Source organism: Sutterella sp., from assembly GCF_030539355.1.
In the GTDB taxonomy this organism is placed as follows: domain Bacteria; phylum Pseudomonadota; class Gammaproteobacteria; order Burkholderiales; family Burkholderiaceae_F; genus Sutterella.
Window position 1 is genome coordinate 1553 of sequence record NZ_JAUNSF010000002.1, and the last position, 22285, is coordinate 23837.

Here is a 22285-nt window from a genome sequence, read left to right on the forward strand (position 1 = left end):
CAGCGACCTGCGGATTAACAGTCCGTCGCTCTACCGACTGAGCTATCGGGGAATCCAGTGCGTCTTGCGACGCTAAATCGAATTTTGCTTGGCTCCCCGAGCTGGGCTCGAACCAGCGACCTGCGGATTAACAGTCCGTCGCTCTACCGACTGAGCTATCGGGGAATCAAGGATGCGAAGTATATGGGTAAAAGACGGATGTTGCCAAATTTCTGAATGTATCCAATTGTAACAATCCAGAAAAACTCATAAAAATCAAGGAATCTCTTCAAAACGCCTGTGCCGCAGGCGAAGCGCGGATTCGTAGAATGAAAGACCGTCCCACAAAAAAGCACGAGGCCCCAGCGGTGCGCACCGTCACGTTTCCCAACTCTCCCTTCATCCTGCACGAGCCTTTTCCGCCCTCGGGCGACCAGCCCCAGGCGATCGAGGCGCTCGCGTCGGGCCTTGAGAACGGCGTGATGTACCAGACGCTGCTCGGCGTGACGGGCTCGGGCAAGACCTACACGATGGCGAACGTCATCGCCCGAGAGGGCGTGCCCGCGATCATCTTCGCGCCGAACAAGACGCTCGCCGCGCAGACCTACTCCGAGATGAGGGACTTCTTCCCGGAGAACGCCGTCGAGTACTTCGTCTCCTACTACGACTTCTACCAGCCCGAGGCCTATGTGCCGGCGCGCGACCTCTTCATCGAGAAGGACGCCGCCGTGAACGAGCACATCGAGCAGATGCGTCTCGCCGCGACGAAGTCCATTCTCGAGCGCCGCGACACGATCATCGTCGCCACCGTGAGCTCGATCTACGGCATCGGCGCGCCCGAGAGCTACACCGACATGCGCCTCATCCTGCGCACCGGCGACCGCAAGAGCCAGAGGAGCCTGATCGGGCAGCTCGTGCGCATGCAGTACAAGCGCACCGACATGGAGTTCATGCGCGGCACGTTCCGCGTCCGCGGCGACACGGTCGACGTCTTCCCGGCGGAGCACGCCGAGACGGCGGTCCGCATCGAGCTCTTCGATGACGAGGTCGACGCGATCCTGCTTTTCGATCCGATCACGGGCAAGGTCCTGCAGAAGGTTCCGCGCTTCGCCGTCTACCCGGCGAGCCACTACGTGACCCCGCGCGACGACATCGTCCGGGCGATCGAGACGATCAAGGCGGAGCTCAGGGAACGCAAGGCGGAGCTTCTCGCCCAGAACCTCCTCGTTGAGGCGCAGCGCCTCGAGCAGCGCACGCTCTTTGACATTGAGATGCTCGACCAGGTCGGTTTCTGCAAGGGCATCGAGAACTACTCGAGGCACCTCACGGGCCTCGCGCCCGGCGTCGCGCCCCCGTGCCTCATCGACTATCTCCCGGCGGACGCCATCATGTTCTTCGACGAGAGCCACGTGATGATGGGGCAGCTCGGAGGCATGTACCGCGGCGACCGGGCCCGCAAGGAAACGCTCGTGCGCTACGGCTTCCGTCTGCCCTCGGCGCTCGACAACCGGCCGCTGAGGTTCGACGAGTTCGAGCGCAAGATGCGCCGCTCGGTCTTCGTCTCCGCCACGCCCGCCGACTATGAGATCGAGAAGAGCGAGGGCGAGATCGTCGAGCAGGTGGTCCGTCCGACCGGTCTCGTCGATCCGCAGGTCGAGGTGCGTCCCGCGCTCACCCAGGTCGATGACCTCTTGGGCGAGATCACCGAGACGGTCGCGAAGGGCGAGCGTGTCCTCGTGACAACACTTACGAAAAAAATGGCGGAGGACCTCACGGACTTCCTCTCCGAGCAGGGCGTGAAGGTGCGCTACCTCCACAGCGACATCGACACCGTCGAGCGCGTGGAGATCATCCGTGACCTCCGCTCGGGAACGTTTGACGTCCTGGTCGGCATCAACCTGCTCCGCGAGGGCCTCGACATCCCCGAGGTCTCGCTCGTCGCGATACTCGACGCGGACAAGGAGGGCTTTCTCCGTTCGACGAGGTCGCTCATCCAGACGATCGGCCGGGCGGCGCGAAACCTCGCCGGCCGCGCGATCCTCTACGGCGACCGCATGACCGACTCGATGAAGCAGGCGCTCACCGAGACCGAGCGCCGCCGCGAGAAGCAGCAGGCCTACAACAAGGAGCACGGCATCACGCCCCGGGGGGTCAAGAAGGAAATCCGCGAGATCATCGACGGCGTTTACAGAGGCCCCGACGCGACGTTCTCCGCTCCCGAGGGTGTCGATCTCAGCGACGAGAAGTCGACGGCGAAGCGCCTTGAGGAGCTCGAGGCCGAGATGATGCGCTACGCGCGCGACCTCGATTTCGAGAAGGCGGCGAAGGTCCGCGAGGAACTGAAGCGCCTGCGCACGGCAGCCTTCGGTGCGTCGGTTGACGGCTGATGCTGACGGAAAAACGGGATATTTCAGGGGCACCGAGCGTTCCGTATACGGAACTGCCCTACTAGGAAAACCACGGCGACTGCAGTAGGATTAAATCCTGCGGGTCTGCCTGTCCAATTTCACTCTTCCCCGGAGGCACCTGCAGCCGCTCCTGAGGAGCGGCCATCGGGACCAAGAACAATGGATGACAAGACGATAAAGATCCTCTTCGTATGCTCCGGCAACGTGTGCCGCAGCCCCATGGCGCAGGCCATCTTTGCCAAGAAGGCGAAGGAGGCCGGTTTTGAGGATGTCTTTGAATCTTCAAGCGCGGGCATGTCCGACACGCACGAGGGTGATCCCTGCGATCCGCGTGCCGTGCTCACGTGCCGCAGGCGCGACGTGCAGCTCGTGGGCCACCAGGCCCGCCGCATCCAGCCCGATGACTTCGTCAAGTACGACCTGATCCTCGCGATGGACTGGGAGGTGCTCACGGAGCTCCAGCAGCGCGCCCCGGCCGAGTGCCAGCACAAGATCCAGCTCATGATGCGCTACGCCAACGAGTTCGACGAGGCCATCGTCCCGGACCCGTACTTCGGCGTCAACGAGGGCTTCGTGCAGGCCTTCGAGTACTGCTCGGACGCCTGCGAGGGCCTGCTCGAGTACTACGAGAAGAAAGCCAAGCAGCTCAAGGCAGAGCGCGCCGCCGCCGCTGCCAAGCACTGAAACACCCGTCACACCAGGGCCTCGGAATCCTCCGGGGCCTTCTGCCGCAGAGCTTCTGAGAAGATCTGCAATACCTGACTTGATTGGTCAGAAATTGCAGAGTACAATCCGTCTCCAAAATTGACTGATTTAGTCAGGAATGCACGGACCGGCACCCCGGAACGACAGATTCCCCGGCCGCGCATTTTCAGGAGAACGACTTGAAGCTCACAACGAAGGGGCGCTTCGCCGTCACCGCCATGGTGGATCTCGCCATGCGCGCGGAGGAATGCGGCTCGCCCATCCCCATCGCCCAGATCGCTGAACGCCAGAAGATCTCGCTCACTTATCTCGAGCAGATCTTCTGCAGACTGCGCCGCGCCGGGCTCGTTGAGAGCACCCGCGGACCGGGCGGCGGCTACCGTCTCGCCGAGCCTGCTGAATCAATCACCATCGACCGCATCATCATCGCGGTCGACGAGAACATGGATACCACCCAGTGCGGCGGCGAGGGCACCTGCCAGGGCGGCGCCTCCTGCCTCACGCACCACCTGTGGGAAGACCTCAACAACGTCATCGAGCGCTTCCTCGCGGGCGTCTCGCTCGCATCGCTCGTGGCCGAGGCCGCTCACCATCATCACGGAACTGAGACGGTGATTCCGGCGGTCATCCCCGTAAAGAACAGCGCGGCGTCAGACCGCGGCAAAGTGGCCTGACCCCGGCGTCCAAGACCCGGAAAGACCAGAACCCAAGTCATTCAACTCCAGGAATTTTCAAGAAAATGAAGCTTCCGATTTACCTCGACTACTCCGCCACGACCCCTTGCGACCCGCGCGTGGTCGAGAAGATGGTTCCTTACCTCAATGAGCGCTTCGGCAACCCCGCCTCGCACAGCCACGCCTACGGCTGGGACGCGGAGAAGGCCGTCGAGGAAGCCCGTGCCGAGATCGCCGCCCTGATCGGCGCCGATCCGCGCGAGATCGTCTTCACCTCGGGCGCCACCGAGGCGGACAACCTCGCCATCAAGGGCGCCGCCCACTTCAACAAGGACAAGGGCAAGCACCTCATCACCGTCAAGACCGAGCACAAGGCCGTTCTTGACTCCATGCGCCATCTTGAGAGCGAGGGCTTCGAGGTCACGTACCTGGACGTCCAGGAGAACGGTCTGATCAGCTGGGACGATCTCGTGAACGCCATCCGCCCGGACACGACGCTGATCTCCGTGATGGCCGTCAACAACGAGATCGGCGTGATCCAGCCGATCGAGAAGATCGGCGAGCTCTGCCGCGAGCGCGGCATCACCTTCCACTGCGACGCCACCCAGGCCGCGGGCAAGATCGACCTCAACGTCGACCGCCTCAAGGTGGGCCTCATGAGCCTCTCGGCGCACAAGGTCTACGGCCCCAAGGGCATCGGCGCGCTCTACGTCCGTCGCAAGCCGCGCGTGCGCATTGAGTGCCAGATGCACGGCGGCGGCCACGAGCGCGGCATGCGCTCGGGCACGCTCCCGACGCACCAGATCGTCGGCATGGGCGAGGCCTACCGTCTCGCGCGCGTCGAGATGCCCACCGAGGTGCCGCGCCTCAGGCGTCTCCGTGACCGCCTCTGGGAAGGCATCCAGAAGAACATCCCCGATGTGTACCTGAACGGCGACTGGGAGAACCGCGTCTGCTTCAACCTGAACGTCTCCTTCGCCTTCATCGAGGGCGAGAGCCTGATGATGGCCGTCAAGGACCTCGCCGTCTCCTCGGGCTCCGCCTGCACGTCCGCCTCGCTCGAGCCCTCCTACGTGCTCCGCGCGCTCGGCCGTGACGATGAGCTCGCCCACAGCTCGATCCGCTTCACGCTCGGCCGCTTCACGACCGAGGAGGAGATCGACCGTGCGATCGAGATCCTCACCGAGGCCGTCGCCAAGCTCCGCGAGCTCTCCCCGCTCTGGGAGATGCACAAGGAAGGCGTTGACCTGAAGTCGATCAAGTGGGCCGCCCACTGATCCACCGCGAACCAAACCATTTTTTGAATCAGTCCGCCCGGGAGAGGTCTCAGAGACTCCCGAAGAGAGTCTCCTCCCGGGAAAGCGGACAACGGAGTGAAGAACAATCATGGCCTACAGTGAAAAGCTGATCGACCACTACGAGCATCCCCGCAACGTCGGCACGCTCGACAAGAACGCCCAGGATGTCGGCACCGGCATGGTGGGCGCCCCTGCCTGCGGCGACGTGATGCGCCTGCAGATCAAGGTGAACGACGAAGGCGTCATCGAGGACGCGAAGTTCAAGACCTACGGCTGCGGCTCGGCCATCGCCTCCTCCTCCCTCGTCTCCGAGTGGGTGAAGGGCAAGACGCTCGACGAGGCCGGCAAGATCACCAACGCCGAGATCGCCGACGAGCTCGCGCTCCCGCCCGTGAAGATCCACTGCTCGATTCTCGCCGAGGACGCCGTCAAGGCCGCCATCGCCGACTACCGTGCCAAGCAGACCAAGGAGAACTGAGAATGCCCGTCACCCTCACTGAAGCGGCCGCCCGTCACGTCCAGAAGTACATCGACCGCCGCGGCAAGGGCATCGGTCTGCGCCTCGGCGTCAAGACCTCCGGCTGCTCCGGCATGGCCTACAAGCTCGAGTTCGCCGACGCCGTCAACGATGACGACAAGGTCTGGGAGAGCTTCGGCGTCAAGGTGATCGTCGATGAGAAGAGCCTTCCCTACATCGACGGCACCGAGCTCGACTACACCCGCGAGGGCCTGCAGGAAGGGTTCCGCTTCAAGAACCCCAACGAGAAGAGCCGCTGCGGCTGCGGCGAGTCCTTCAACGTCTGACCTGCAGGATAAGTTTTCAGAGATGGCAATGCTTTCTCCCTTCGAGCTCTTCGGCCTCGCGCCGAAGTTCTCGATTGACCTTGAAAAGCTCAAGGCCGCCCACGAGCGCGCGATCCTGAAGGTCCACCCGGACCGCTTCGCCGGCCGCCCCGCGGCCGAGCGACGCGTCGCCGAGCAGTGGAGCGCCCGCATCAACGAGAGCTTCGCGACGCTCTCGGATCCGGTGAAGCGCGCCACGCTGCTCCTCGAGACCGCCGGTCACCCGGTCGGCGCCGAGACGGACACGCGCATGCCCGCTGACTTCCTCATGGAGCAGATGAGCTGGCGCGAGGATCTCGAGGACGCCGCCGACGAGGCCGGCCGCGAGGCCGTCCGTGCGAAGGCCCGCTCCCGGTTCGGGGAGACCGAGGCCGAGCTCGCCCGCGCGATCGATGAGCGCGCCGACTGGGACGCCGCGCGCGATCTCACGCGGCGCCTGATGTTCATCGCCCGCTTCCTCGAGCAGACCCGCTGAAGGCGCGGTCCGCACCGGGGACAAGAAGAACAATTCCACAAAAAGAATCACTAGTCATGGCCCTTTTTCAGATCGCCGAGCCCGGACTCTCGGCCGCTCCTCATGAGCACCGTCTTGCCGTCGGCATAGATCTCGGCACGACCAACTCGCTCGTCGCCTCCGTCTTCTCGGGCACGCCCGAGGTGATCGCGGACGCGGAGGGCAGGAGGCTCCTGCCGTCGGTCGTCCGCTACCTCGCGGACGGCTCGGTCGAAACGGGCTGGGAGGCGCTCGCCGCCGCCGAGCTCGATCCCGAGAACACGATCTACTCGGCCAAGCGCCTCATAGGCCGCGGCCGCTCGGATCTGAAGAACCTCCCCGCGCTTCCCTACCGCATCGAGGAAGTGCCGGGCGGCGTCGCCATCGACACCGTCGCCGGCCGCAAGTCGCCCGTGGAGGTGAGCGCGCAGGTCCTGAAGACGCTCAAGGCCCGCGCCGAGGAGCGCCTGGGCGGCGAGCTCACCGGCGCAGTGATCACGGTTCCGGCCTACTTCGACGACGCGCAGCGTCAGGCGACGAAGGACGCGGCGAGGCTCGCCGATCTCACGGTGCTGAGACTCCTCTCCGAGCCCACCGCGGCGGCGCTCGCCTACGGCCTCGACAACGGCGCCGAGGGCATCTACCTCGTCTATGACCTCGGCGGCGGCACCTTCGACGTGTCGCTCTTGAAGCTCACGCGCGGCGTCTTCGAGGTGCTCGCCACCGGCGGCAACGCCGCTCTGGGCGGCGACGACTTCGACCACATCGTCTTCGAGCGCTTCACGAAGGCACTGGGCGACGCGGCCGGCCTCACCCCCGAGGACCGCCGTCAGCTGCTCGACGCCGCGAAGCGCACGAAGGAGGCGCTCACCGAGTCCGACACGGCGCCCGTCTCCCTCGCGCTCTCGGGCGGCAGGAAGATCGAGCTCGACTACTCGCGCGCCGAGTTTGACGCCGCGACGAAGCATCTCGTCGACGAGACGATCGAGGCCGCGGCCCGGGTGCTCGCCGATGCGAAGCTCACGAAATCGGACGTGAAGGGCGTCGTCCTCGTGGGCGGCTCGACCCGCATGCCCGCCGTGCGCATCGCCGTGCGCGACTACTTCGGGGTTGACCCCCTGACCGGCATCGACCCGGACTGCGTGGTCGCCGTCGGCGCCGCGATGCAGGCCAACAAGCTCGCCGGCAACGCGGGCGAGGGCGATGACTGGCTGCTCCTTGACGTGACGCCGCTCTCGCTCGGCCTCGAGACCATGGGCGGCCTCGTCGAGAAAGTGATTCCGCGCAACTCCGCGATTCCGATCGCCTGCGCGCAGGACTTCACGACCTTCCGCGACGGCCAGACCGCCATGGCGATCCATGTGGTGCAGGGCGAGCGCGAGGTGGTGGACGCCTGCCGTTCGCTCGCGCGGTTCGAACTGCGCGGCATCCCGCCGATGGCAGCGGGCGCCGCCCGCATCCGCGTCACCTTCCAGATCGACGCGGACGGACTGCTCTCCGTCTCCGCGCGCGAGATGACCTCGGGCGTCGAGGCCCGCGTGGAGGTGAAGCCCTCCTACGGGCTCTCGGACGACGACATCGTGCGCATGCTCCAGGAGGGCAACACGAGCGCCGAGGCCGACATGCTCGCCCGCAAGCTCCGCGAGGAGCAGGTCGAGGCCCGCAGGCTTCTCGAGAGCACGAGGAGCGCGCTTGACGCCGACAAGGACCTGCTCTCGGCCGAGGAATTGGCCGAGATCGAGGCGCTCGGAACGAAGCTCGCCGAACTCGCCGCCGGCACGGACGCCGACGCGATCCACGCCGCGCTCGAGGCGCTTGCCAAGGGCACGGAATCCTTCGCCGAACGCCGCATGGACCGCTCGATCCGCGCCGCGCTCGCCGGCAAGTCGATCGACGACGACATCTTCGGCCTCGAAGGCGACGACGAGACGAAGAAGGACTGACAACCAAACATGCACTGAGACCCCGGCGGCGGGTCGCGAGTTCGAATCCCGCCGCCCCGATCAGAACTAAAACGAAGAGGAACAAGCAATGCCCAAGATCACCATTCTTCCCCACGAGGAACTCTGCCCGCAGGGAATCACGTTTGACGCCGAGCCGGGCGTCGTGCTCGCCAAGGCCATGCTCGCCGCCGGCGTGAAGATCCCGCACGCCTGCGAGTTCAACTGTGCGTGCGCCACCTGCCACGTCATCATCCGCGAGGGCTACGACTCGCTCTCCGAGCCCTCGGACAACGAGCTCGACCACCTCGACACGGCCTGGGGCGCCTGCGCCGAGAGCCGTCTCTCCTGCCAGGCGAAGCTCGGAGACGAGGACGTCACGGTCGAGATCCCGCGCTACAACCGCAATCTCGTCGGCGAAAGGGAGTAAACCGTCATGGCGCTCAAGTGGACCGATGCCCGCGCGATCGGCGAGGCGCTCTATGACGCCAACCCGGACCTGGACCCGCTCACGCTCTCCTTCGTGAAGCTCCATGCGATGGTGATCGCGCTCCCCGGGTTCGATGACGACCCCGAGGCCAGCAACGAGCGCATCCTCGAGGCGATCCTCCAGGCCTGGCTTGACGAGCGCGACTGATCTGCCTTCCCTCCGAAGGCAAGAAGCCCTGCGAATCCTTGGCGGACGCAGGGCTTTCTGATTTTTGAGCGGGTACTCCTCAGAGCGTGCGGAACTTCCCGTCCTCGATCGTGACTACACGGGTGCAGAGACCGGCGAGGAACTTTTCGTCGTGGCTCACGATGATCTCAGGGCCGGGGAAGGCGAGGAGCACTTCGGAGAGGCGAGTGCGCGCGGCGCGGTCGAGCCCCGTGCTCGGCTCGTCGAGGAGCAGTCCCGTCGGGTTCATCGAGAGGACGCTCGCGACGGTGACGAGCCGTTTCTGCCCGCCCGAGAGGCTGAAGGAGTCGGCGTGCGCGAGGTGCGCGATCCCGAGTCGGGCGAGCACTTCCTGCGCGCGCTCACGCGCCTCGTTTTCCGTGAGACCGAGGTTCATCGGGCCGAACATCACGTCGTCGATCACCTCGGGAAAGAAGAGCTGATCGTCGGGGTTCTGGAGCACGAAGCCCGCGCGCGTGCGTACGCGCCGGAAGTCCTCCTTTGTCTTCGCCGCGTCGCCCATGCAGAGGATCTCGCCCGTCTGAGGCGTCTCAAGTCCGGTGAGGATCCTCAGGAACGTGGATTTCCCGGTGCCGTTGTCCGCGGCGATGCCGAGGCGCTCGGTCATGCCGCAGCGGAAGTCCGCGTCCCGAAAGAGCGGCGCACCGGCGAGCCATGCGAAGGTGAGCCCGGTCACGCGGAAGAAGTCTTCATCCGTCACAGACATGCGATCACTCCGCGGTCGGCGAGAAGGAGCAGGGCGGCGGCGAAGGCGACACCGCCGATCAGGAGAACTTCCGCCAGGGTGAGGCCGGGCACGGCGCGCCTCGGCCACGATCCGGAGAAGCCCCGGAGAGTGAGCGCTTCCTCAAGACGCCGGCTCTTCATGAAGGCGCGCAGGAAGAGGAGCGAGACGAAGGCGGCGAGCGTGCGGTAAGTGTGGAGATTCATGCGCGGTTCGAACCCTCGGAGCATCGCCGCCTCGCGCATGTGAGCAAGCTCCTGCCGGAGGGCGAGGATCTGGCGCGCCATGAGCGTTATCAGGGTGACGAGCTTCGCGGGCATGCCAAGCGCGCCCATCGTCGCTGCGGTGCGGGAGACGCCCATCGGTGCCGCGAGCACGAGGAAAAGGAAGAGCACCGCGTTGCAGCGCAGCGTGGTGAGGAGTGCGAGGAGGAGTCCCTCGCGGGTAATCGGGACCACGCCGAGTGTGAGCACTGACTCACCGGGCGTCGTCCAAGGAACGATGAGCCAGAGGGCCGTCGTGAAGACATTCACTGCGGCGACGTTCCTGAGGAGTGAACGCTTCCTCATGTTCCCGAGACAGAGCGCGAGCAGGAGCGCAGCGCCCGCGAAGGCTGCCCCGGCGGCGGCCGGGGTCTTCAGAACCGCGGCCGTCAGGGCGAGGAGCCCGAAAAGGATGAGCCGCGCCCGGTCACCCGGGGCGGCAAGGAGAGAAAACCGCGAAATGTGAGCGGCGGGCAGTGCTTCGGCGGAGGCTCGTTCAGTCATTTCCTTTCTCCCTCCCGAGTGTTTCTGCGGCTCTGTGCTCAGGCGGCGATGCCCCCGAGACCGATCAGCCAGCCGATGCCGCCCACGATGTCTTGCACCCTCGGACCCGGGTCGAGGCTCTCGGCGAGACGTTTCTCGATCGGAGCGAGGCGGCGGTCAAGCGCCCGCGCAACGGCGGCCTCCACGTCGGCCTCGGTAAGGCCTGCGGTCACGGCCGGCGCTGAAGGAAGAGCTTCGCCGGCAGCTGCCTTGGGAGCGGGGACAGTCTCGGAGTGAGCAGCCGCTCCCGTGGAGACGCCTGCGGCGGAGGCGAGTTCACCGGCCTCGACCATCTAGGTGTTGCGGTGCTCCTCGCCCGCGTCCACGGTGAGGAGCGCGCCCTTGCCGGCTTTGACAAGCTCGGCGGGTGGCGTGAAACGCCAGGTGCCTGACTCATCGGTCTTCCCGGTGACGACCGCCGGTCCCCCCTCGGGAGCGGTCACGGTGATCACTGCGCCCCGGGCCTTCGAGCCGCCCGAGAAGCCGCTCTCAATGACGATCTCCCCGCCCTCGGGCCAGGCGAAGAGGTTGACGCGGTGCGCGGCTGCGGTGCCCGCGAGAATCACGAGCAGGGTGAGGAGAAACGGGCGCAGGTCAGGCATTTTGTTTTTCTCCGAATGCGTTGCCGATGAGGGCGGGGTTTCTTTTGCGCAGCATCCGCACGACGATCGCGGTGATGACACCCTCGGCGAGCATCACGGGGATGTGCGCGATGAGGAGCGCCGCCGCAGCGGCCCTGAAGCCCTCCTCGGAGAAGCCGAGCGCGAGAGCGGTGAGGAGTGCCGCGACAAGCACGGCGACCGCGCCCGCGGCGAAGGCCGCGGCGGCGGCGGCGAGTCCGCTGCCGGAGGCGGGGGTGCAGGTGCGGAAGACGAGGAGGGCGGCGAGTGCCCCCGTGGCCATCGTGAAGGTGTTGACGCCGAGCACCGTGAGGCCGCCGAATCCGAAGAGCAGGCTCTGCAGCAGGAGCGCCGCGAAGATCACCGGAAAGGCCGCCCAGCCGGCGAGGATGCCGACCAGGCCGTTCAATATCAGGTGCGCGCTCGAGAAGCCGACTGGCACGTGGATGAGCGAGGCGACGAAGAAGGCGGCCCCGGCGAGCGAAGCCGTCATCAGGCGCTCCGAGGGCAGGCGCCTCAGACCCACGGCAATGCCGGCGGCTGCTGCAACGGCGCCGGCTGCGAGCACCGGCGCGGCGAGAACACCTTCAGCGATGTGCATTTCTTACTTCCTTGCCTCAGCCGGATCCGTGAACTCCATCCAGATCACGGCACCGAGCTCGACGTCCTTCTCCGCGCCCTCGAACTTCATCTTCTCCGGGGCGTCGTTGAGGGCGGCGAATCCCCACCAGCCGGCCCACGGCGCGGCGTAGCTGAAGATGCCCTCGGCATCGGTGCGGACGACCTGCGTGACGAAGTAGTCGTTCGGCGCCCGGCGCGAGCCGTCCTCGTTGAAGTACTCGACCTCGACCTCGCAGTTCGCGGCGGGCTTGCCGTCAAGCAGAACCTGACCGCGGAAGACGTTGCCCGCATAAGCCGCGAAGGGGCGCGTGAGCGGAACGATCTCCGTGCGCACGCCGACGGGCTCGGCCCAGCCGTCCTCCTCGCCGAAGGCGCTCACGACGGTCTTGGTGTAGTGAACGATGAACTTGTCCTCGGCGGGCTCCCAGTAGGGGACGGGCTCGGCGACGAACTGGTAGACGCCCGGGCGTCCGAGTCGGTACGAGGTCTTCCAGGAGTCCTTCCCGAAGAGCTTGTCGGCGGCGAGAGTGCCCGTGAGGTCGGTCTTCGCGCCGTCGGCCCAGACCGAGAAGTTCACCGGCTTCGCCATCGTCATGCCGCTGCGCTCCATCGGGTGCGCAAAGGCGATGCGGAGGTTCACCTGCGATTCGGCGCGCTCGAGCGCGGTCGCGTGGTCAGGGATCACGATGCCGAAATGAGCCTGGACGGCAAGGGGAAGAAAAACGGCGAGTGCAGCGAGCACTCTGGCGTGTGAAATCATCTGGAAACTCTTGGCAGAGGGACCGTCCGCTACCGGTCCGGTGAAAAGGCGGACGATGTGGCGGCACCGTCCTTTCACACGAATTTTATTTTCGTCATACTTTCGACCGCAATAGTTCGGATTGCCTAATCCCACGAAATGCGTGCCAGTAAATGTGATTTCGCCGCGGCGTGTCTCTTCGGACACCTTCCGCGGCGAACACCGATCGTGATCGGTCTCAGAAGTGCTTCCTGAGCGTGAGGAGCATCGCCATCGCGGCCTCCTTCATCATCTTCCCCTCGACAATGCGCTCAAGCGCTTTCTCGGCCGAGCAGACCTCGAAGCACTCCACCTCGCCGTCGAGCGGCCGCGGCGTGAACCCCTCGGGCAGCGTCACGCAGAAGGAGTGGCTCGCCTCGTGGAGCCACCCGTGGCGTATGGGGCGCGACGCCCAGTAAAAGCCCAGGTCCTCGGGATGAAGCGCCTCGAGGTTCTCGAGCCCCGCCTCCTCCATCGCCTCGCGGCCGGCCGCATTGAGAGGCGTCTCGCCCGCGCCGATCATGCCCGCGGCGAGACCGTCCCAGAGGCCGGGGCCGACGAGCTTTTTCTGACTGCGCTTCGCCATGAGGAAGACCGGGTCGCGCTCGTCGCTGGGCGCGCGCAGCCGCGCGGTGATCTGCACGGCGGAGGTGCCCGCGCCGATCGGGCGGAAGAGCGCGCGCTCGAGCCTCAGAAGAGGCTTGCCCTCGGGCGGCGCGTCGGGGCGGGTCATGGCCCTCAGGTCAAGGAGTTCGTCGCGCCAGCCCTGCGAAAGGCCGGCCTCGCGCATGAGCCGTCCGAAGGGCTCGAGCTCGAGGGGAAGCGCGAGTTCCGTGCCGCTGTACATGGCGCCGGGAAGCGCGCCCACGCGCGCCGCCCAGTCGGGCAGCGTGCGGCCGACGACATGCCCTTCCCACATGACGGGAACGAGCCCCGCGTCCGGAACGGAAAAGCCCGCCGTGAACGCATCGCAGACGGCGCTCAGGCGGGCTTCAAAGGTCCCGGAAGCGAGGGCGCGCTGCGTCCTCACTTCTTCAGTCATGGTCGATCAGCCCTTGAAGTTCTCGGGACGCATGTGCGGGAAGAGCAGCACGTCGCGGATCGTCGGGGCGTCCGTGAGGAGCATGATGAAGCGGTCGATGCCGATGCCGCAGCCGGCGGTCGGGGGCAGGCCGTACTCGAGCGCGCGGATGTAGTCGGCGTCGTAGTACATGGCCTCGTCGTCGCCGTGGCTCTTCTTGTCGGCCTGGGCCTTGAAGCGGGCGGCCTGGTCATCGGGGTCATTGAGCTCGGAGAAGCCGTTCGCGGTCTCGCGGCCGGCGATGTAGAGCTCGAAGCGCTCGGTGATCTGCGGATCGCTGTCGGAGGCGCGGGCAAGCGGAGAGATCTCGACCGGGTAGTTGATGATGAAGGTCGGCTCAATGAGCTTCGTCTCCGCGGTCTCCTCGAAGAGGGACATCTGGAGCGCGCCCACGCCGGCGTCGACGGGGATCTCGCCGCCCAGGCGCTCAAGCTCGGCGCGCAGGAACGCGGCGTCATTCAACTGCTCGTCGGTGTACTGCGGCGCGAACTTGCGGATCGCCTCAAGCGGGGTGAGACGGTGGAAGGGCTTGCTGAGATCGATCTCGTGGCCCTGGTAGTTCAGAACGGCGGAGCCCGTGGCGGCGACGGCGACCGAGCGCAGCAGCTCCTCGGTGTAGTCCATCTGGTCGCGGTACGTCCAGTACGTCGCGTAGAACTCCATCATCGTGAACTCGGGGTTGTGACGGATCGACACGCCCTCGTTGCGGAAGTTGCGGTTGACCTCGAACACGCGCTCGAAGCCGCCGACGACGAGGCGCTTGAGGTAGAGCTCCGGCGCGATGCGCAGGTACATGTCCATGTCGAGCGCGTTGTGATGCGTCACGAAGGGCTTCGCGTTGGCACCGCCCGGGATCGGGTGGAGCATCGGGGTCTCGACCTCGAGGAAGCGGTGCTCGAGCATGAAGGAGCGGATCGCGGCGATCGCCTTCGAGCGGATGAGGAAGCGGCGGCGCGAGTCCTCGTTCATGATGAGGTCGACGTAGCGCTGGCGGTAGCAGAGCTCCGTGTCCTGCAGGCCCTTGTGCTTGTCAGGGAGCGGCCTGATGCTCTTCGTCATCAGGCGGATTTCCTTCACGCGGATCGCGAGGTCGCCCGCGCGGGTGCGGAAGAGCGTGCCGCGGCCGGCGACGATGTCGCCGAGGTCATACGTCTTGAAGGCGGCGTAGGCGTCGGGGCCCACTTCGTTCATCTGCACGAAGTACTGCATGTCGCCCGTGAAGTCACGCAGCGTGCAGAAGCTCGCCTTGCCCATGATGCGCTTGAGCATCACGCGGCCGGAGCAGGCGACCTCGGGCGCGGCGGCCTCGAGTTCCTCGGCGGTCATCTCGCCGTACTTCGCGCGGAGGTCACCGAAGAGGTCGGTGCGCTTGAAGTCGTTCGGATAGGCGACGCCGGCGGCGCGCAGCGCGGCGAGCTTCGCGCGGCGCTCCGCGATGATGTGGTTCTCCTCGGCGGCGGCTTCCTGCTGCTGCACCGGGGTTTCCTGAGCGTTGGTCTCAGCCATTTTTTTTCTCTGGTGAAAAAGCGGTTGCCCCCGGGAAGATTCGGTCCCCGGGGGAGGGGAGGCGGAATTAATCGGCCGCGGGCATGCCGCCCACGCCGGCCTTCAGGCTCGCCTCAATGAACTGGTCAAGGTCGCCGTCGAGCACGGCGCCGGTGTTGCCCGTCTCGACGTTGGTGCGCAGATCCTTCACGCGGGACTGATCGAGCACGTAGCTGCGGATCTGGTGGCCCCAGCCGATGTCGGACTTCTGCTCCTCGAGCTTCGTCTGCGCCTCCATGCGCTTGCGCATCTCGAGCTCGTAGAGCTTGGCCTTCAGCTGCTGCATGGCCTTCTCGCGGTTGCGGTGCTGCGAGCGGTCGTCCTGGCAGATCGTGATGATGCCCGTCGGGATGTGGTGGATACGCACGGCCGACTCGGTCTTCTGAATGTGCTGACCGCCGGCACCCGAGGCGCGGAACACGTCGATGGAGAGGTCCGCCGGGTTGATCTCGATGTCGATCGAGTCGTCCACCTCGGGGTAGACGTAGACCGAGCAGAACGAGGTGTGGCGGCGGGCGTTCGAGTCAAAGGGGCTCTTGCGCACGAGGCGGTGAATGCCCGTCTCGGTGCGCAGCGTGCCGTAGGCCCACTCGCCCTCGATGAAGAGCGTGGCGGACTTGATGCCGGCGACTTCGCCCGGGGTCTCTTCCTCGAGCGTGACGCGGAAGCCCTTGCGCTCGTTGTAGCGCATGTACATGCGCTCGATCATGCTCGCCCAGTCCTGGGCCTCGGTGCCGCCCGCGCCCGACTGGATTTCGAGGTAGCAGTTGGCCGAGTCCATCGGCTGGTTGAACATGCGCTTGAACTCAAGCTGACCGACCTCGCGGGCGTATTCGTCCACTTCCTGGCCGACCATCTCGACGGCGTCCCAGTCCTCGTCGGCCATGGAGAGCTCGAAGAGCTCGCCGGCGTCCTTGAGGCCGGAGGTGAGGCGGTTGAAGCTGCCGACGATGTCGTCGAGCATCTTCTTCTCCTTGCTCACTTCCTGGGCGTGCTTCGGGTCGTTCCAGAGGTCGGGGTTCTCAATCTCGCGATTGACTTCTTCGAGTCGTCGTGCCTTGCGGTCGACGTCAAAGATACCTCCGAAGTTCGGCGAGCCTGTGGCCCAGATCCTCAATGAGGCCCTCAATCTGATTGATGCGTTCAGCTTCCATTTGTTTATTGCGTCCTTTGGATGGGTCCCCGGGCGGGCCGGACTGCTGCCGACACGGGCCGGGAACGCATGAGAGCGTGAAAAATTTCAGAAACTCGCCATTATAGGCGGAGAGAGCCTCCGGGGGCGCCGGAAATCCGCTGAATTCTCAGGGAAATCCGTGTGCCCGGAGGCTCTTTTACATCGGGGGCTCGGGCCCCCGGAGACTATTCGGCTGCCTCGGCGACGAGCTGCACCGAACGGCGTCCGCGGAACTCGTTGATCGAGGGGCGGTAGGCGATGCGCACGCGCGTCGGAAGGGGATCGCGGTGACGGAAGAAGATCGCGTCGAACCGCTGGCCGCCCAGGCCGAGCGAGAGCTTCAGGTGCGCGTCCTTGAGGAGCGTCTGGTTCAAGACGGAGAACTCGTTGGCGAAGAGCGGCGCTTCGAACCCCTGTCCCCAGATCTGCCCCTCGATCTCGCCGCAGAGGCGCTCGGTGATCTCGTCCGGGGCGAGTCCGCCGTCGGTGAGGACGACGCGCTCGAAGACGGATGCCTCGACGTGCGTGCGCACGATCTCCTCGAAGGCCTGTGCGAACTCCTGGTAGCCGTCGGGACGGATCGAGAGGCCCGCGGCCATCGCGTGACCGCCGAAGCGGATGACGACGCCGGGGAGCGCCTTCGAGACGAGGTCGAGCATGTCGCGCAGATGAATGCCGGGGATCGAGCGGCCAGAGCCCTTCAGTTCCCCGTTCTCCGTCGGAGCGAAGACGATCACGGGGCGGTGGATGCGTTCCTTCAAGCGCGCGGCGACGAGCCCGACCACGCCTTCGTTGAAGCCGGGGTTGTAGAGCGAGAAGGTCGCGCGCTCGTCGACGTTGACGGAGTCGAGGATCTCCTCGGCCGCGGTCTGCATCTCGCCCTCGAGCTCGCGGCGCTCGGCGTTGATCGAGTTGAGGCTGTCGGCGAGCGCGAGCGCCGCGGCCGGGTCGTCCGAGAGCAGGCACTCGATGCCGTTCTCCATCGTGGAGAGACGGCCCGCGGCGTTGATGCGCGGCGCGACGGCGAAGCCGAAGTCGCGCACGCAGGCCGTGGCGATGTTTTTCCCCGAGATCTGGAAGAGCGCCTCGATGCCCGCGTGGGTGCGGTTGTTGCGGATGCGCTGCAGGCCCTGCGAGACGAGGATGCGGTTGTTCTTGTCGAGCTTCACGACGTCGGCGACGGTGCCGAGCGCCACGAAGTCGCAGAGCGTGTCGAGCCGCGGCTGCGCGCCGTCGGGCCAGGCGCCCTGTTCGCGCAGCAGCGCACGGAGCGCGAGCAGCACGTAGTAGATGACGCCGACGCCCGCGAGGTTCTTCGAGGGGAACTTCGAGGTGGCGAGGTTCGGATTGACGATCGCGAGCGCGCGCGGGAGCTCCGGACCGGGGAGGTGGTGGTCGGTGACGATCACCTCGATGCCGAGCTCGCGGGCGCGCTCGACGGCCGCAGCCGAGGAGACGCCGTTGTCGACGGTCACGATGAGGTTCGGCCGGGGGTTTCTCGCCGCGACGATGTCGACCACCGTCGGCGTGAGGCCGTAGCCGTGGAGCACGCGGTCGGGGACGAAGTAGGAGGCGTCGATGCCGAGCATGCGGAAGCCGCGGATGCCGACCGCGCAGGCGGTCGCGCCGTCGCAGTCGTAGTCGGCGACGATGGTGACGTGCTCATGACGGGCGCGGGCGAGCGCGAGACGCTCGGCCGCCTCGCGGGTGCCCTCGAGCATCCCGGGCGGAAGCATGCCCTGCCAGTTCTGATCGAGGTCGGAGCGCTCGCAGATGCCGCGGGCGGCGAGCGCGCGGGCGATGGGCGGGAGGTATCCCTCGCGGGTGAGGCGCTCGGCGGTGTGCGGGTCGTAGGCGCGGGAAAGAATCTTCGTCATGGCTCACTCCTCCTCGGCGGACTCGATGAGCCAGGATTCAAGCGGCTGTCCGGGGGCCTTCTTCCAGAAGGCGAGCGGGGACTTCTTCGCCGGCAGCAGCGTCGCCGCGCCGGCGTGCCCGAAGAACACCATGACGTGCGTGTCGATGTGCACGCCCCGGAAGGTGGACTTCCAGCGGTCAATGCGGTCGAGGAGCTCGGGCAGAGCCGCGAGCCAGGCGTCCCAGTCCTCGCGCAGCCACGCCTCGTAGAGATCGGCGAAGACGGCGATGCGGTCGCCCTCGGGGGCGGCGGGCCACTCGGCGCGGGGCTCGCCGCGGACGGTCATCGGGGCGATCGCGGAGCGCGGGATGCCTGCGTTGTCGGCCCAGGCGCGCACGACGGCGTCGTCCGTGACGACGGCGCGGAAGGGCGAGGGCGGGAAGACGGGCTCGACGCGGCCGCCGCCCGAGAGCCAGAAGCCCTCGAGCCCGGCAACGTGCGGCTTCACGGCCTCGGTGAGCTCTTCGGCGAGCGCGATCGCCGCGGGGGCGTCGGCGCCGCGGGCTAGGTGCGGGAGATGCGGGATGTGCTCCTGTGCCATGCCGACCAGGTCCTCGAAGGGACGGGCCTCGAGGTCAAAGGCCTCGCGGCGCGTGGCAAAGAACCGGTCGCCGGAGATCATGAGGCGCAGGCCGTGCGCGTGGAGCCCCGCGTCCATCGCGCTCGCGAAGGCGGGCAGCTTTTCGTCGGGGACGGTGATGCGCGCGAGGCGCCCCTCGTCGTCAACCCTCCAGGGGTCGAGCGACCAGAAGCACTGGTCAAGGCGCGGGCCGCCCGCGGCGATCCAGGCGTAGGGGGCGATCACGGGGGCGCCGGAGCGTCCCGTGAGCACCTTCCAGAGCCAGGCGCGGTGGGGTGAGTATTCGTGGAGCGGAGCGGAGAGGCGCTGCAGTCCGGGCGCCTCGCAGCCCAGCCCGAGCGCGCCGAGACGCTCGCGGACCGCGGGCGACAGGCACGCAAGGACATCCGGGGCTGCGCGGGCAGGAAGGCGCGCTCCGGGAATCAGAGTGTAGGCAGTTGTCATAATGCACAGGATTGTACATTTCACGCCTTTAGAATGATCCGTTCAGCCGGACTCCCAGGGACGCAAGCCGTCGCTGGTCCGGACGGGGAGAACCATCACCGGAGCACTCGTGCAGACACCGTTTGAATTCATGATCGGCCTCACCTATACGCGGCGGGGCCGCAGGGGACGCCGCCGGGACGGCTTCATGTCCTTCATCTCGGGCATTTCCGTCGCCTCCATCGCGCTCGGCGTCGCGGCGCTCATCATCGTGCTCTCGGTGATGAACGGCTTTCAGAAGGAAGTGCGCGACCGCATGCTCTCCGTGATCCCGCATATCGAGGTGACCGCCATCCCGGGGCCGCTCGCCGACGCCGACGCGCTCGCCGCGAAGCTCGAGGCGCGCGACGACGTGCTCGCCGCGGCGCCCTACGTGCAGGGCCAGGGGCTATTCAGCTCTGGCTCGGTCGTGCGCGGCGCTCTCGTGAAGGGCATCGATCCGGCGAAGGAACCCGGCGTGAGCGAGATCGCGCAGAACATCACCGGCGGGGCGGTGCTCTCCGACCTCACGCCGAAGAGCTTCGGCGTGATCCTCGGGCGGGATCTCGCGCGCAGCCTCGGCGTGCGCACGGGCGACCGCATCGCGCTCCTCGTCCCCCAGGGCAGCATGACGCCCGCCGGACTCGTTCCGCGCATGCGGCAGCTCACCGTCATCGGCTACCTCGCCTCCGGCCACTACGAATACGACTCGACGATGGCGCTCCTCAACATCGAGGATGCCGCGGCCATCTTCCGCACGGGCGGCCCGCAGGGCCTGAGGTTGAGGACCGCCGACATGTACGACGCCCCGTACATCGCGACGAGCATCGCGCAGACGCTCGACCCGGGCGTCTACGCCGCCGACTGGTCGCGGCAGAACCGCACCTGGTTCGCGGCCGTGCAGGTCGAGAAGCGCATGATGGGCATCATCCTCTTTCTCATCGTGCTCGTCGGCGCCTTCGGCCTCGTCTCCACGCTCGTCATGACCGTCAAGGAGAAGCAGAGCGACATCGCGATCCTGCGCACGCTCGGCGCCTCGAGGGGCTCGATTCTCGCGATCTTCATGATCCAGGGCACGATCGTGGGAGCCGTGGGCGTCGCCTCGGGCGTGGCCGCGGGGCTGCTCATCTCCTACAACGTGGGCGAGATCGTCAGCTTCATCGAGTCGCTCATGGGCGTGGAGTTCCTGCCGCGCGAAATCTACTTCATCAGCAACATGCCCTCGGACCCGAGGCTCTCGGACATCTTCCCGATCTCGGTCTTCTCCTTCCTTCTCTCGCTCGCCGCGACGCTCTACCCGAGCTGGCGCGCCGCGCGCATTCACCCTGCGGAGGCGCTTCGCTATGAATGACCAGAACGAATACGCGCTGCGTGCGAAGCACGTCGCCCGGACCTACCGGGACGGCGAGCGTGAGGTGCCGGTGCTGCGCGACGTGACGCTTGACGTGAGGCGCGGCGAGACGCTCGCGATCCTCGGCGCGTCCGGGTCGGGCAAGTCGACGCTGCTGCACATCCTCGGCGGCCTCGACGAGCTCGAGGCGGGCGAGGTGGAGATCGCCGGCGTGAGCCTGCGCGGACTCTCGGAGGGCGCGCGCGGGGAGCTGAGGAACCGCTCGCTCGGCTTCGTCTATCAGTTTCACCACCTGCTCCCCGAGTTCACGGCGCTCGACAATGCGGCGATGCCGCTCTTCATCCGGCGCATGAACCGCGAGGAGGCGAGGGAGCGCGCCCGCGCGGCGCTCGAGCTCGTGGGGCTCGGCCACCGCCTCGACCACATTCCCTCGCAGCTCTCGGGGGGCGAGCGGCAGAGGACGGCGATCGCCCGCGCGCTCATCACGGAACCGGCCTGCGTGCTCGCCGACGAGCCCACGGGCAACCTCGACCACGAGACCTCGGAGCAGGTCTTCGGGTCGCTGCTTGCGCTCGCGCGCGAGAAGGGGAGCGCCATTGTGATCGTCACGCACGACCGCGAGCTCGCGCGCCGCTGCGACCGCACGGTGCGGCTCGCCGACGGCGTGATCGAGCCGGCCTGACGGAGGCCCGATCGATGGGCATCATCGACACGCACTCGCACCTGCAGATGCCGGAGCTCGACGGCAGGCGCCGGGAGATGCTCGAAGTCGCGCGCGGCGCCGGCGTGGAGCAGATCCTCCTCTGCGCGGGCGCGCCCTCGAACTGGGAGCTCACGGCCCGCGTCGCGCATGAGACGGGCCTCGGGTACCTCCTCGGCATCCATCCGCTCGCGCTCGCCGAGGCGACGCCGGCCGCGCTCGCGGAGCTGCGCGCAAGGGTGAGGGAGGCAATGGACGATCCCTTCTTCATCGGCGTGGGCGAGGTGGGGCTCGATGCCTTCGAGCCCGGGATCGACCAGAGGCTCGCGATGGAGGTCTTCATCGAGGAGCTCAGGATCGCGCGGGACTTTGATCTGCCGCTCTCGGTGCACGTGAGGAAAACGGGCTCGCAGACGCTCGGCGCTTTCCGGCGCATTCCGCCCCCGGGCGGCGTGATCCACGCCTTCAATGGCTCGGATGCCGAGCGCGAGGCCTTTCTCGCGCGCGGCATGAAGCTCGGTTTCGGGGGCGCGGCGACCTATGCGGGCAGCCGGCGCATCCGGCGCCACCTCGCGGAGGTGAAGGACGGCGACTGGGTGCTCGAGACCGACACGCCGGACATGCCGGGCTCGGGAAGGCGCGACGCCTTCGCGGCCGGGCTTGCGCCGCTCGCGACCGAACCGGCGGACATCCGGGAGTACGTGCGGGTTGCGTCGGACCTGCGCGGCGTGAGCGAGGAGGAGGTCGTGCGCATCTCGCGCGCCGCCGCTCTCCGGACCTTCCCGAGGCTTGAGGGTCTTCTCGCACATCCCGGCGCCTTTTCCCGGAGAGGCGTGTGAATCCTGCCCAGGATGGGCTTTTCTTTGAGAAAACCCGTCCGGTCTAATCAATTCGCCCGTCTCCGCGGAC

24 protein-coding genes and 2 tRNA genes (1 of these 26 only partly in view) are annotated in these 22285 nt (G+C 66.7%); 13 read left to right on the forward strand and 13 right to left on the reverse strand.

Features of this window, described 5'->3' with window-relative positions; genetic code table 11:
• Both Q4F91_RS00695 and Q4F91_RS00700 read right to left on the reverse strand, forming a co-directional pair.
• Positions 1-52: transfer RNA gene (locus tag Q4F91_RS00695), tRNA-Asn, on the reverse strand; it reaches 124 nt to the left of the window's first position.
• 37 nt (positions 53-89) lie between these two features.
• Positions 90-165: transfer RNA gene (locus Q4F91_RS00700), tRNA-Asn, on the reverse strand.
• Positions 166-308: 143 nt separating this feature from the next.
• Between Q4F91_RS00700 and uvrB the strand changes: the two genes are divergently transcribed.
• The 10 genes from uvrB (at position 309) to iscX (ending at position 8977) form a co-directional block, all read left to right on the forward strand.
• On the forward strand, positions 309-2366 hold the full coding sequence (gene uvrB / locus Q4F91_RS00705; RefSeq protein WP_303333845.1) for an excinuclease ABC subunit UvrB: 2058 nt from the start codon (positions 309-311) through the stop codon (positions 2364-2366).
• 180 nt (positions 2367-2546) lie between these two features.
• Positions 2547-3071 carry a low molecular weight protein-tyrosine-phosphatase gene (locus Q4F91_RS00710; protein ID WP_303333846.1) on the forward strand — a complete coding sequence of 175 codons (525 nt, stop codon included), beginning with the start codon at positions 2547-2549 and terminating at the stop codon, positions 3069-3071.
• Between the two features lie 200 nt (positions 3072-3271).
• Positions 3272-3766, forward strand: coding sequence for an Rrf2 family transcriptional regulator (locus Q4F91_RS00715; protein ID WP_303333847.1), 495 nt, complete (start codon positions 3272-3274; stop codon positions 3764-3766).
• A gap of 65 nt (positions 3767-3831) precedes the next feature.
• Entirely contained in the window at positions 3832-5043 is a 1212-nt protein-coding gene (locus Q4F91_RS00720; protein ID WP_303333848.1) for an IscS subfamily cysteine desulfurase, read from the forward strand.
• A 109-nt stretch (positions 5044-5152) separates the two neighbouring features.
• Complete coding sequence (gene iscU / locus Q4F91_RS00725) at positions 5153-5542, forward strand: Fe-S cluster assembly scaffold IscU (protein ID WP_303333849.1); 390 nt, start codon at positions 5153-5155, stop codon at positions 5540-5542.
• Positions 5543-5544: 2 nt separating this feature from the next.
• Positions 5545-5868: an iron-sulfur cluster assembly protein IscA gene (gene iscA, locus Q4F91_RS00730; RefSeq protein WP_303333850.1), complete on the forward strand. Its 324-nt coding sequence runs from the start codon at positions 5545-5547 to the stop codon at positions 5866-5868.
• Between the two features lie 22 nt (positions 5869-5890).
• Complete coding sequence (hscB, locus tag Q4F91_RS00735) at positions 5891-6382, forward strand: Fe-S protein assembly co-chaperone HscB (RefSeq protein ID WP_303333851.1); 492 nt, start codon at positions 5891-5893, stop codon at positions 6380-6382.
• Positions 6383-6438: 56 nt separating this feature from the next.
• The gene (hscA, locus tag Q4F91_RS00740) at positions 6439-8343 is read left to right on the forward strand and encodes a Fe-S protein assembly chaperone HscA (RefSeq protein ID WP_303333852.1); all 1905 of its coding nucleotides are present in this window, start codon (positions 6439-6441) and stop codon (positions 8341-8343) included.
• 88 nt (positions 8344-8431) lie between these two features.
• Positions 8432-8770: an ISC system 2Fe-2S type ferredoxin gene (gene fdx, locus Q4F91_RS00745; protein WP_303333853.1), complete on the forward strand. Its 339-nt coding sequence runs from the start codon at positions 8432-8434 to the stop codon at positions 8768-8770.
• A gap of 6 nt (positions 8771-8776) precedes the next feature.
• On the forward strand, positions 8777-8977 hold the full coding sequence (gene iscX / locus Q4F91_RS00750; RefSeq protein WP_303333854.1) for a Fe-S cluster assembly protein IscX: 201 nt from the start codon (positions 8777-8779) through the stop codon (positions 8975-8977).
• 79 nt (positions 8978-9056) lie between these two features.
• Here iscX and Q4F91_RS00755 read toward each other — a convergent pair whose 3' ends face one another.
• From Q4F91_RS00755 to Q4F91_RS00805, 11 genes are all read right to left on the reverse strand, one after another.
• The gene (locus Q4F91_RS00755) at positions 9057-9722 is read right to left on the reverse strand and encodes an energy-coupling factor ABC transporter ATP-binding protein (protein WP_303333855.1); all 666 of its coding nucleotides are present in this window, start codon (positions 9720-9722) and stop codon (positions 9057-9059) included.
• Positions 9713-10507 carry an energy-coupling factor transporter transmembrane protein EcfT gene (locus Q4F91_RS00760; RefSeq protein WP_303333856.1) on the reverse strand — a complete coding sequence of 265 codons (795 nt, stop codon included), beginning with the start codon at positions 10505-10507 and terminating at the stop codon, positions 9713-9715. The genes Q4F91_RS00755 and Q4F91_RS00760 overlap by 10 nt, the downstream gene beginning before the upstream one ends.
• 38 nt (positions 10508-10545) lie before the next feature.
• Positions 10546-10719 (reverse strand): hypothetical protein, encoded by a 174-nt coding sequence (locus tag Q4F91_RS00765; RefSeq protein ID WP_303333857.1) that lies wholly within the window; start codon positions 10717-10719, stop codon positions 10546-10548.
• 120 nt (positions 10720-10839) lie between these two features.
• Positions 10840-11148, reverse strand: a complete 309-nt coding sequence (locus Q4F91_RS00770; protein ID WP_303333858.1) for a hypothetical protein — start codon at positions 11146-11148, stop codon at positions 10840-10842.
• Positions 11141-11767 carry a cobalt transporter CbiM gene (gene cbiM / locus Q4F91_RS00775; protein WP_303333859.1) on the reverse strand — a complete coding sequence of 209 codons (627 nt, stop codon included), beginning with the start codon at positions 11765-11767 and terminating at the stop codon, positions 11141-11143. The genes Q4F91_RS00770 and cbiM overlap by 8 nt, the downstream gene beginning before the upstream one ends.
• 3 nt (positions 11768-11770) lie before the next feature.
• Positions 11771-12547, reverse strand: a complete 777-nt coding sequence (locus Q4F91_RS00780; protein ID WP_303333860.1) for a DUF4198 domain-containing protein — start codon at positions 12545-12547, stop codon at positions 11771-11773.
• A gap of 217 nt (positions 12548-12764) precedes the next feature.
• Complete coding sequence (locus Q4F91_RS00785; RefSeq protein ID WP_303333861.1) at positions 12765-13607, reverse strand: NUDIX domain-containing protein; 843 nt, start codon at positions 13605-13607, stop codon at positions 12765-12767.
• A 6-nt stretch (positions 13608-13613) separates the two neighbouring features.
• Positions 13614-15152, reverse strand: a complete 1539-nt coding sequence (lysS, locus tag Q4F91_RS00790; protein WP_303333862.1) for a lysine--tRNA ligase — start codon at positions 15150-15152, stop codon at positions 13614-13616.
• A 67-nt stretch (positions 15153-15219) separates the two neighbouring features.
• Positions 15220-16345, reverse strand: a protein-coding gene (gene prfB, locus Q4F91_RS00795) for a peptide chain release factor 2 (protein WP_303333863.1) whose coding sequence is annotated in 2 segments (ribosomal slippage) — positions 15220-16263 and positions 16265-16345 — 1125 coding nt in all. Because the reading frame shifts where the segments join, the coding sequence is not laid out codon by codon here.
• Positions 16346-16550: 205 nt separating this feature from the next.
• A complete protein-coding gene (gene recJ / locus Q4F91_RS00800) occupies positions 16551-18242 on the reverse strand; it encodes a single-stranded-DNA-specific exonuclease RecJ (RefSeq protein ID WP_303333864.1) in 1692 nt (563 codons plus the stop codon).
• A 3-nt stretch (positions 18243-18245) separates the two neighbouring features.
• Positions 18246-19307: a hypothetical protein gene (locus Q4F91_RS00805; RefSeq protein WP_303333865.1), complete on the reverse strand. Its 1062-nt coding sequence runs from the start codon at positions 19305-19307 to the stop codon at positions 18246-18248.
• 109 nt (positions 19308-19416) lie between these two features.
• Here Q4F91_RS00805 and Q4F91_RS00810 point away from each other — a divergent pair, with 109 nt between their 5' ends.
• From Q4F91_RS00810 to Q4F91_RS00820, 3 genes are read left to right on the forward strand one after another with little or no spacing between them, the layout of a single operon-like run.
• Positions 19417-20676, forward strand: a complete 1260-nt coding sequence (locus tag Q4F91_RS00810) for a lipoprotein-releasing ABC transporter permease subunit (RefSeq protein ID WP_303333866.1) — start codon at positions 19417-19419, stop codon at positions 20674-20676.
• Positions 20669-21358, forward strand: a complete 690-nt coding sequence (locus tag Q4F91_RS00815) for an ABC transporter ATP-binding protein (protein WP_303333867.1) — start codon at positions 20669-20671, stop codon at positions 21356-21358. The genes Q4F91_RS00810 and Q4F91_RS00815 overlap by 8 nt, the downstream gene beginning before the upstream one ends.
• A gap of 14 nt (positions 21359-21372) precedes the next feature.
• Positions 21373-22215, forward strand: coding sequence for a TatD family hydrolase (locus Q4F91_RS00820; RefSeq protein WP_303333868.1), 843 nt, complete (start codon positions 21373-21375; stop codon positions 22213-22215).
• Positions 22216-22285: the final 70 nt, after the last annotated feature.

Coding starts and splice junctions, on each gene's coding strand:
- Q4F91_RS00785 (WP_303333861.1), bottom strand. CDS start 13,607: ATGACTGAAGAAGTGAGGACGCAGCGCGCCCTCGCTTCCGGGACCTTT.
- Q4F91_RS00820 (WP_303333868.1), top strand. CDS start 21,373: ATGGGCATCATCGACACGCACTCGCACCTGCAGATGCCGGAGCTCGAC.
- Q4F91_RS00760 (WP_303333856.1), bottom strand. CDS start 10,507: ATGACTGAACGAGCCTCCGCCGAAGCACTGCCCGCCGCTCACATTTCG.
- Q4F91_RS00770 (WP_303333858.1), bottom strand. CDS start 11,148: ATGCCTGACCTGCGCCCGTTTCTCCTCACCCTGCTCGTGATTCTCGCG.
- recJ (WP_303333864.1), bottom strand. CDS start 18,242: ATGACGAAGATTCTTTCCCGCGCCTACGACCCGCACACCGCCGAGCGC.
- Q4F91_RS00805 (WP_303333865.1), bottom strand. CDS start 19,307: ATGACAACTGCCTACACTCTGATTCCCGGAGCGCGCCTTCCTGCCCGC.
- Q4F91_RS00780 (WP_303333860.1), bottom strand. CDS start 12,547: ATGATTTCACACGCCAGAGTGCTCGCTGCACTCGCCGTTTTTCTTCCC.
- lysS (WP_303333862.1), bottom strand. CDS start 15,152: ATGGCTGAGACCAACGCTCAGGAAACCCCGGTGCAGCAGCAGGAAGCC.
- uvrB (WP_303333845.1), top strand. CDS start 309: ATGAAAGACCGTCCCACAAAAAAGCACGAGGCCCCAGCGGTGCGCACC.
- Q4F91_RS00755 (WP_303333855.1), bottom strand. CDS start 9,722: ATGTCTGTGACGGATGAAGACTTCTTCCGCGTGACCGGGCTCACCTTC.
- Q4F91_RS00815 (WP_303333867.1), top strand. CDS start 20,669: ATGAATGACCAGAACGAATACGCGCTGCGTGCGAAGCACGTCGCCCGG.
- cbiM (WP_303333859.1), bottom strand. CDS start 11,767: ATGCACATCGCTGAAGGTGTTCTCGCCGCGCCGGTGCTCGCAGCCGGC.
- iscA (WP_303333850.1), top strand. CDS start 5,545: ATGCCCGTCACCCTCACTGAAGCGGCCGCCCGTCACGTCCAGAAGTAC.
- fdx (WP_303333853.1), top strand. CDS start 8,432: ATGCCCAAGATCACCATTCTTCCCCACGAGGAACTCTGCCCGCAGGGA.
- Q4F91_RS00710 (WP_303333846.1), top strand. CDS start 2,547: ATGGATGACAAGACGATAAAGATCCTCTTCGTATGCTCCGGCAACGTG.
- iscX (WP_303333854.1), top strand. CDS start 8,777: ATGGCGCTCAAGTGGACCGATGCCCGCGCGATCGGCGAGGCGCTCTAT.
- hscB (WP_303333851.1), top strand. CDS start 5,891: ATGGCAATGCTTTCTCCCTTCGAGCTCTTCGGCCTCGCGCCGAAGTTC.
- hscA (WP_303333852.1), top strand. CDS start 6,439: ATGGCCCTTTTTCAGATCGCCGAGCCCGGACTCTCGGCCGCTCCTCAT.
- iscU (WP_303333849.1), top strand. CDS start 5,153: ATGGCCTACAGTGAAAAGCTGATCGACCACTACGAGCATCCCCGCAAC.
- Q4F91_RS00720 (WP_303333848.1), top strand. CDS start 3,832: ATGAAGCTTCCGATTTACCTCGACTACTCCGCCACGACCCCTTGCGAC.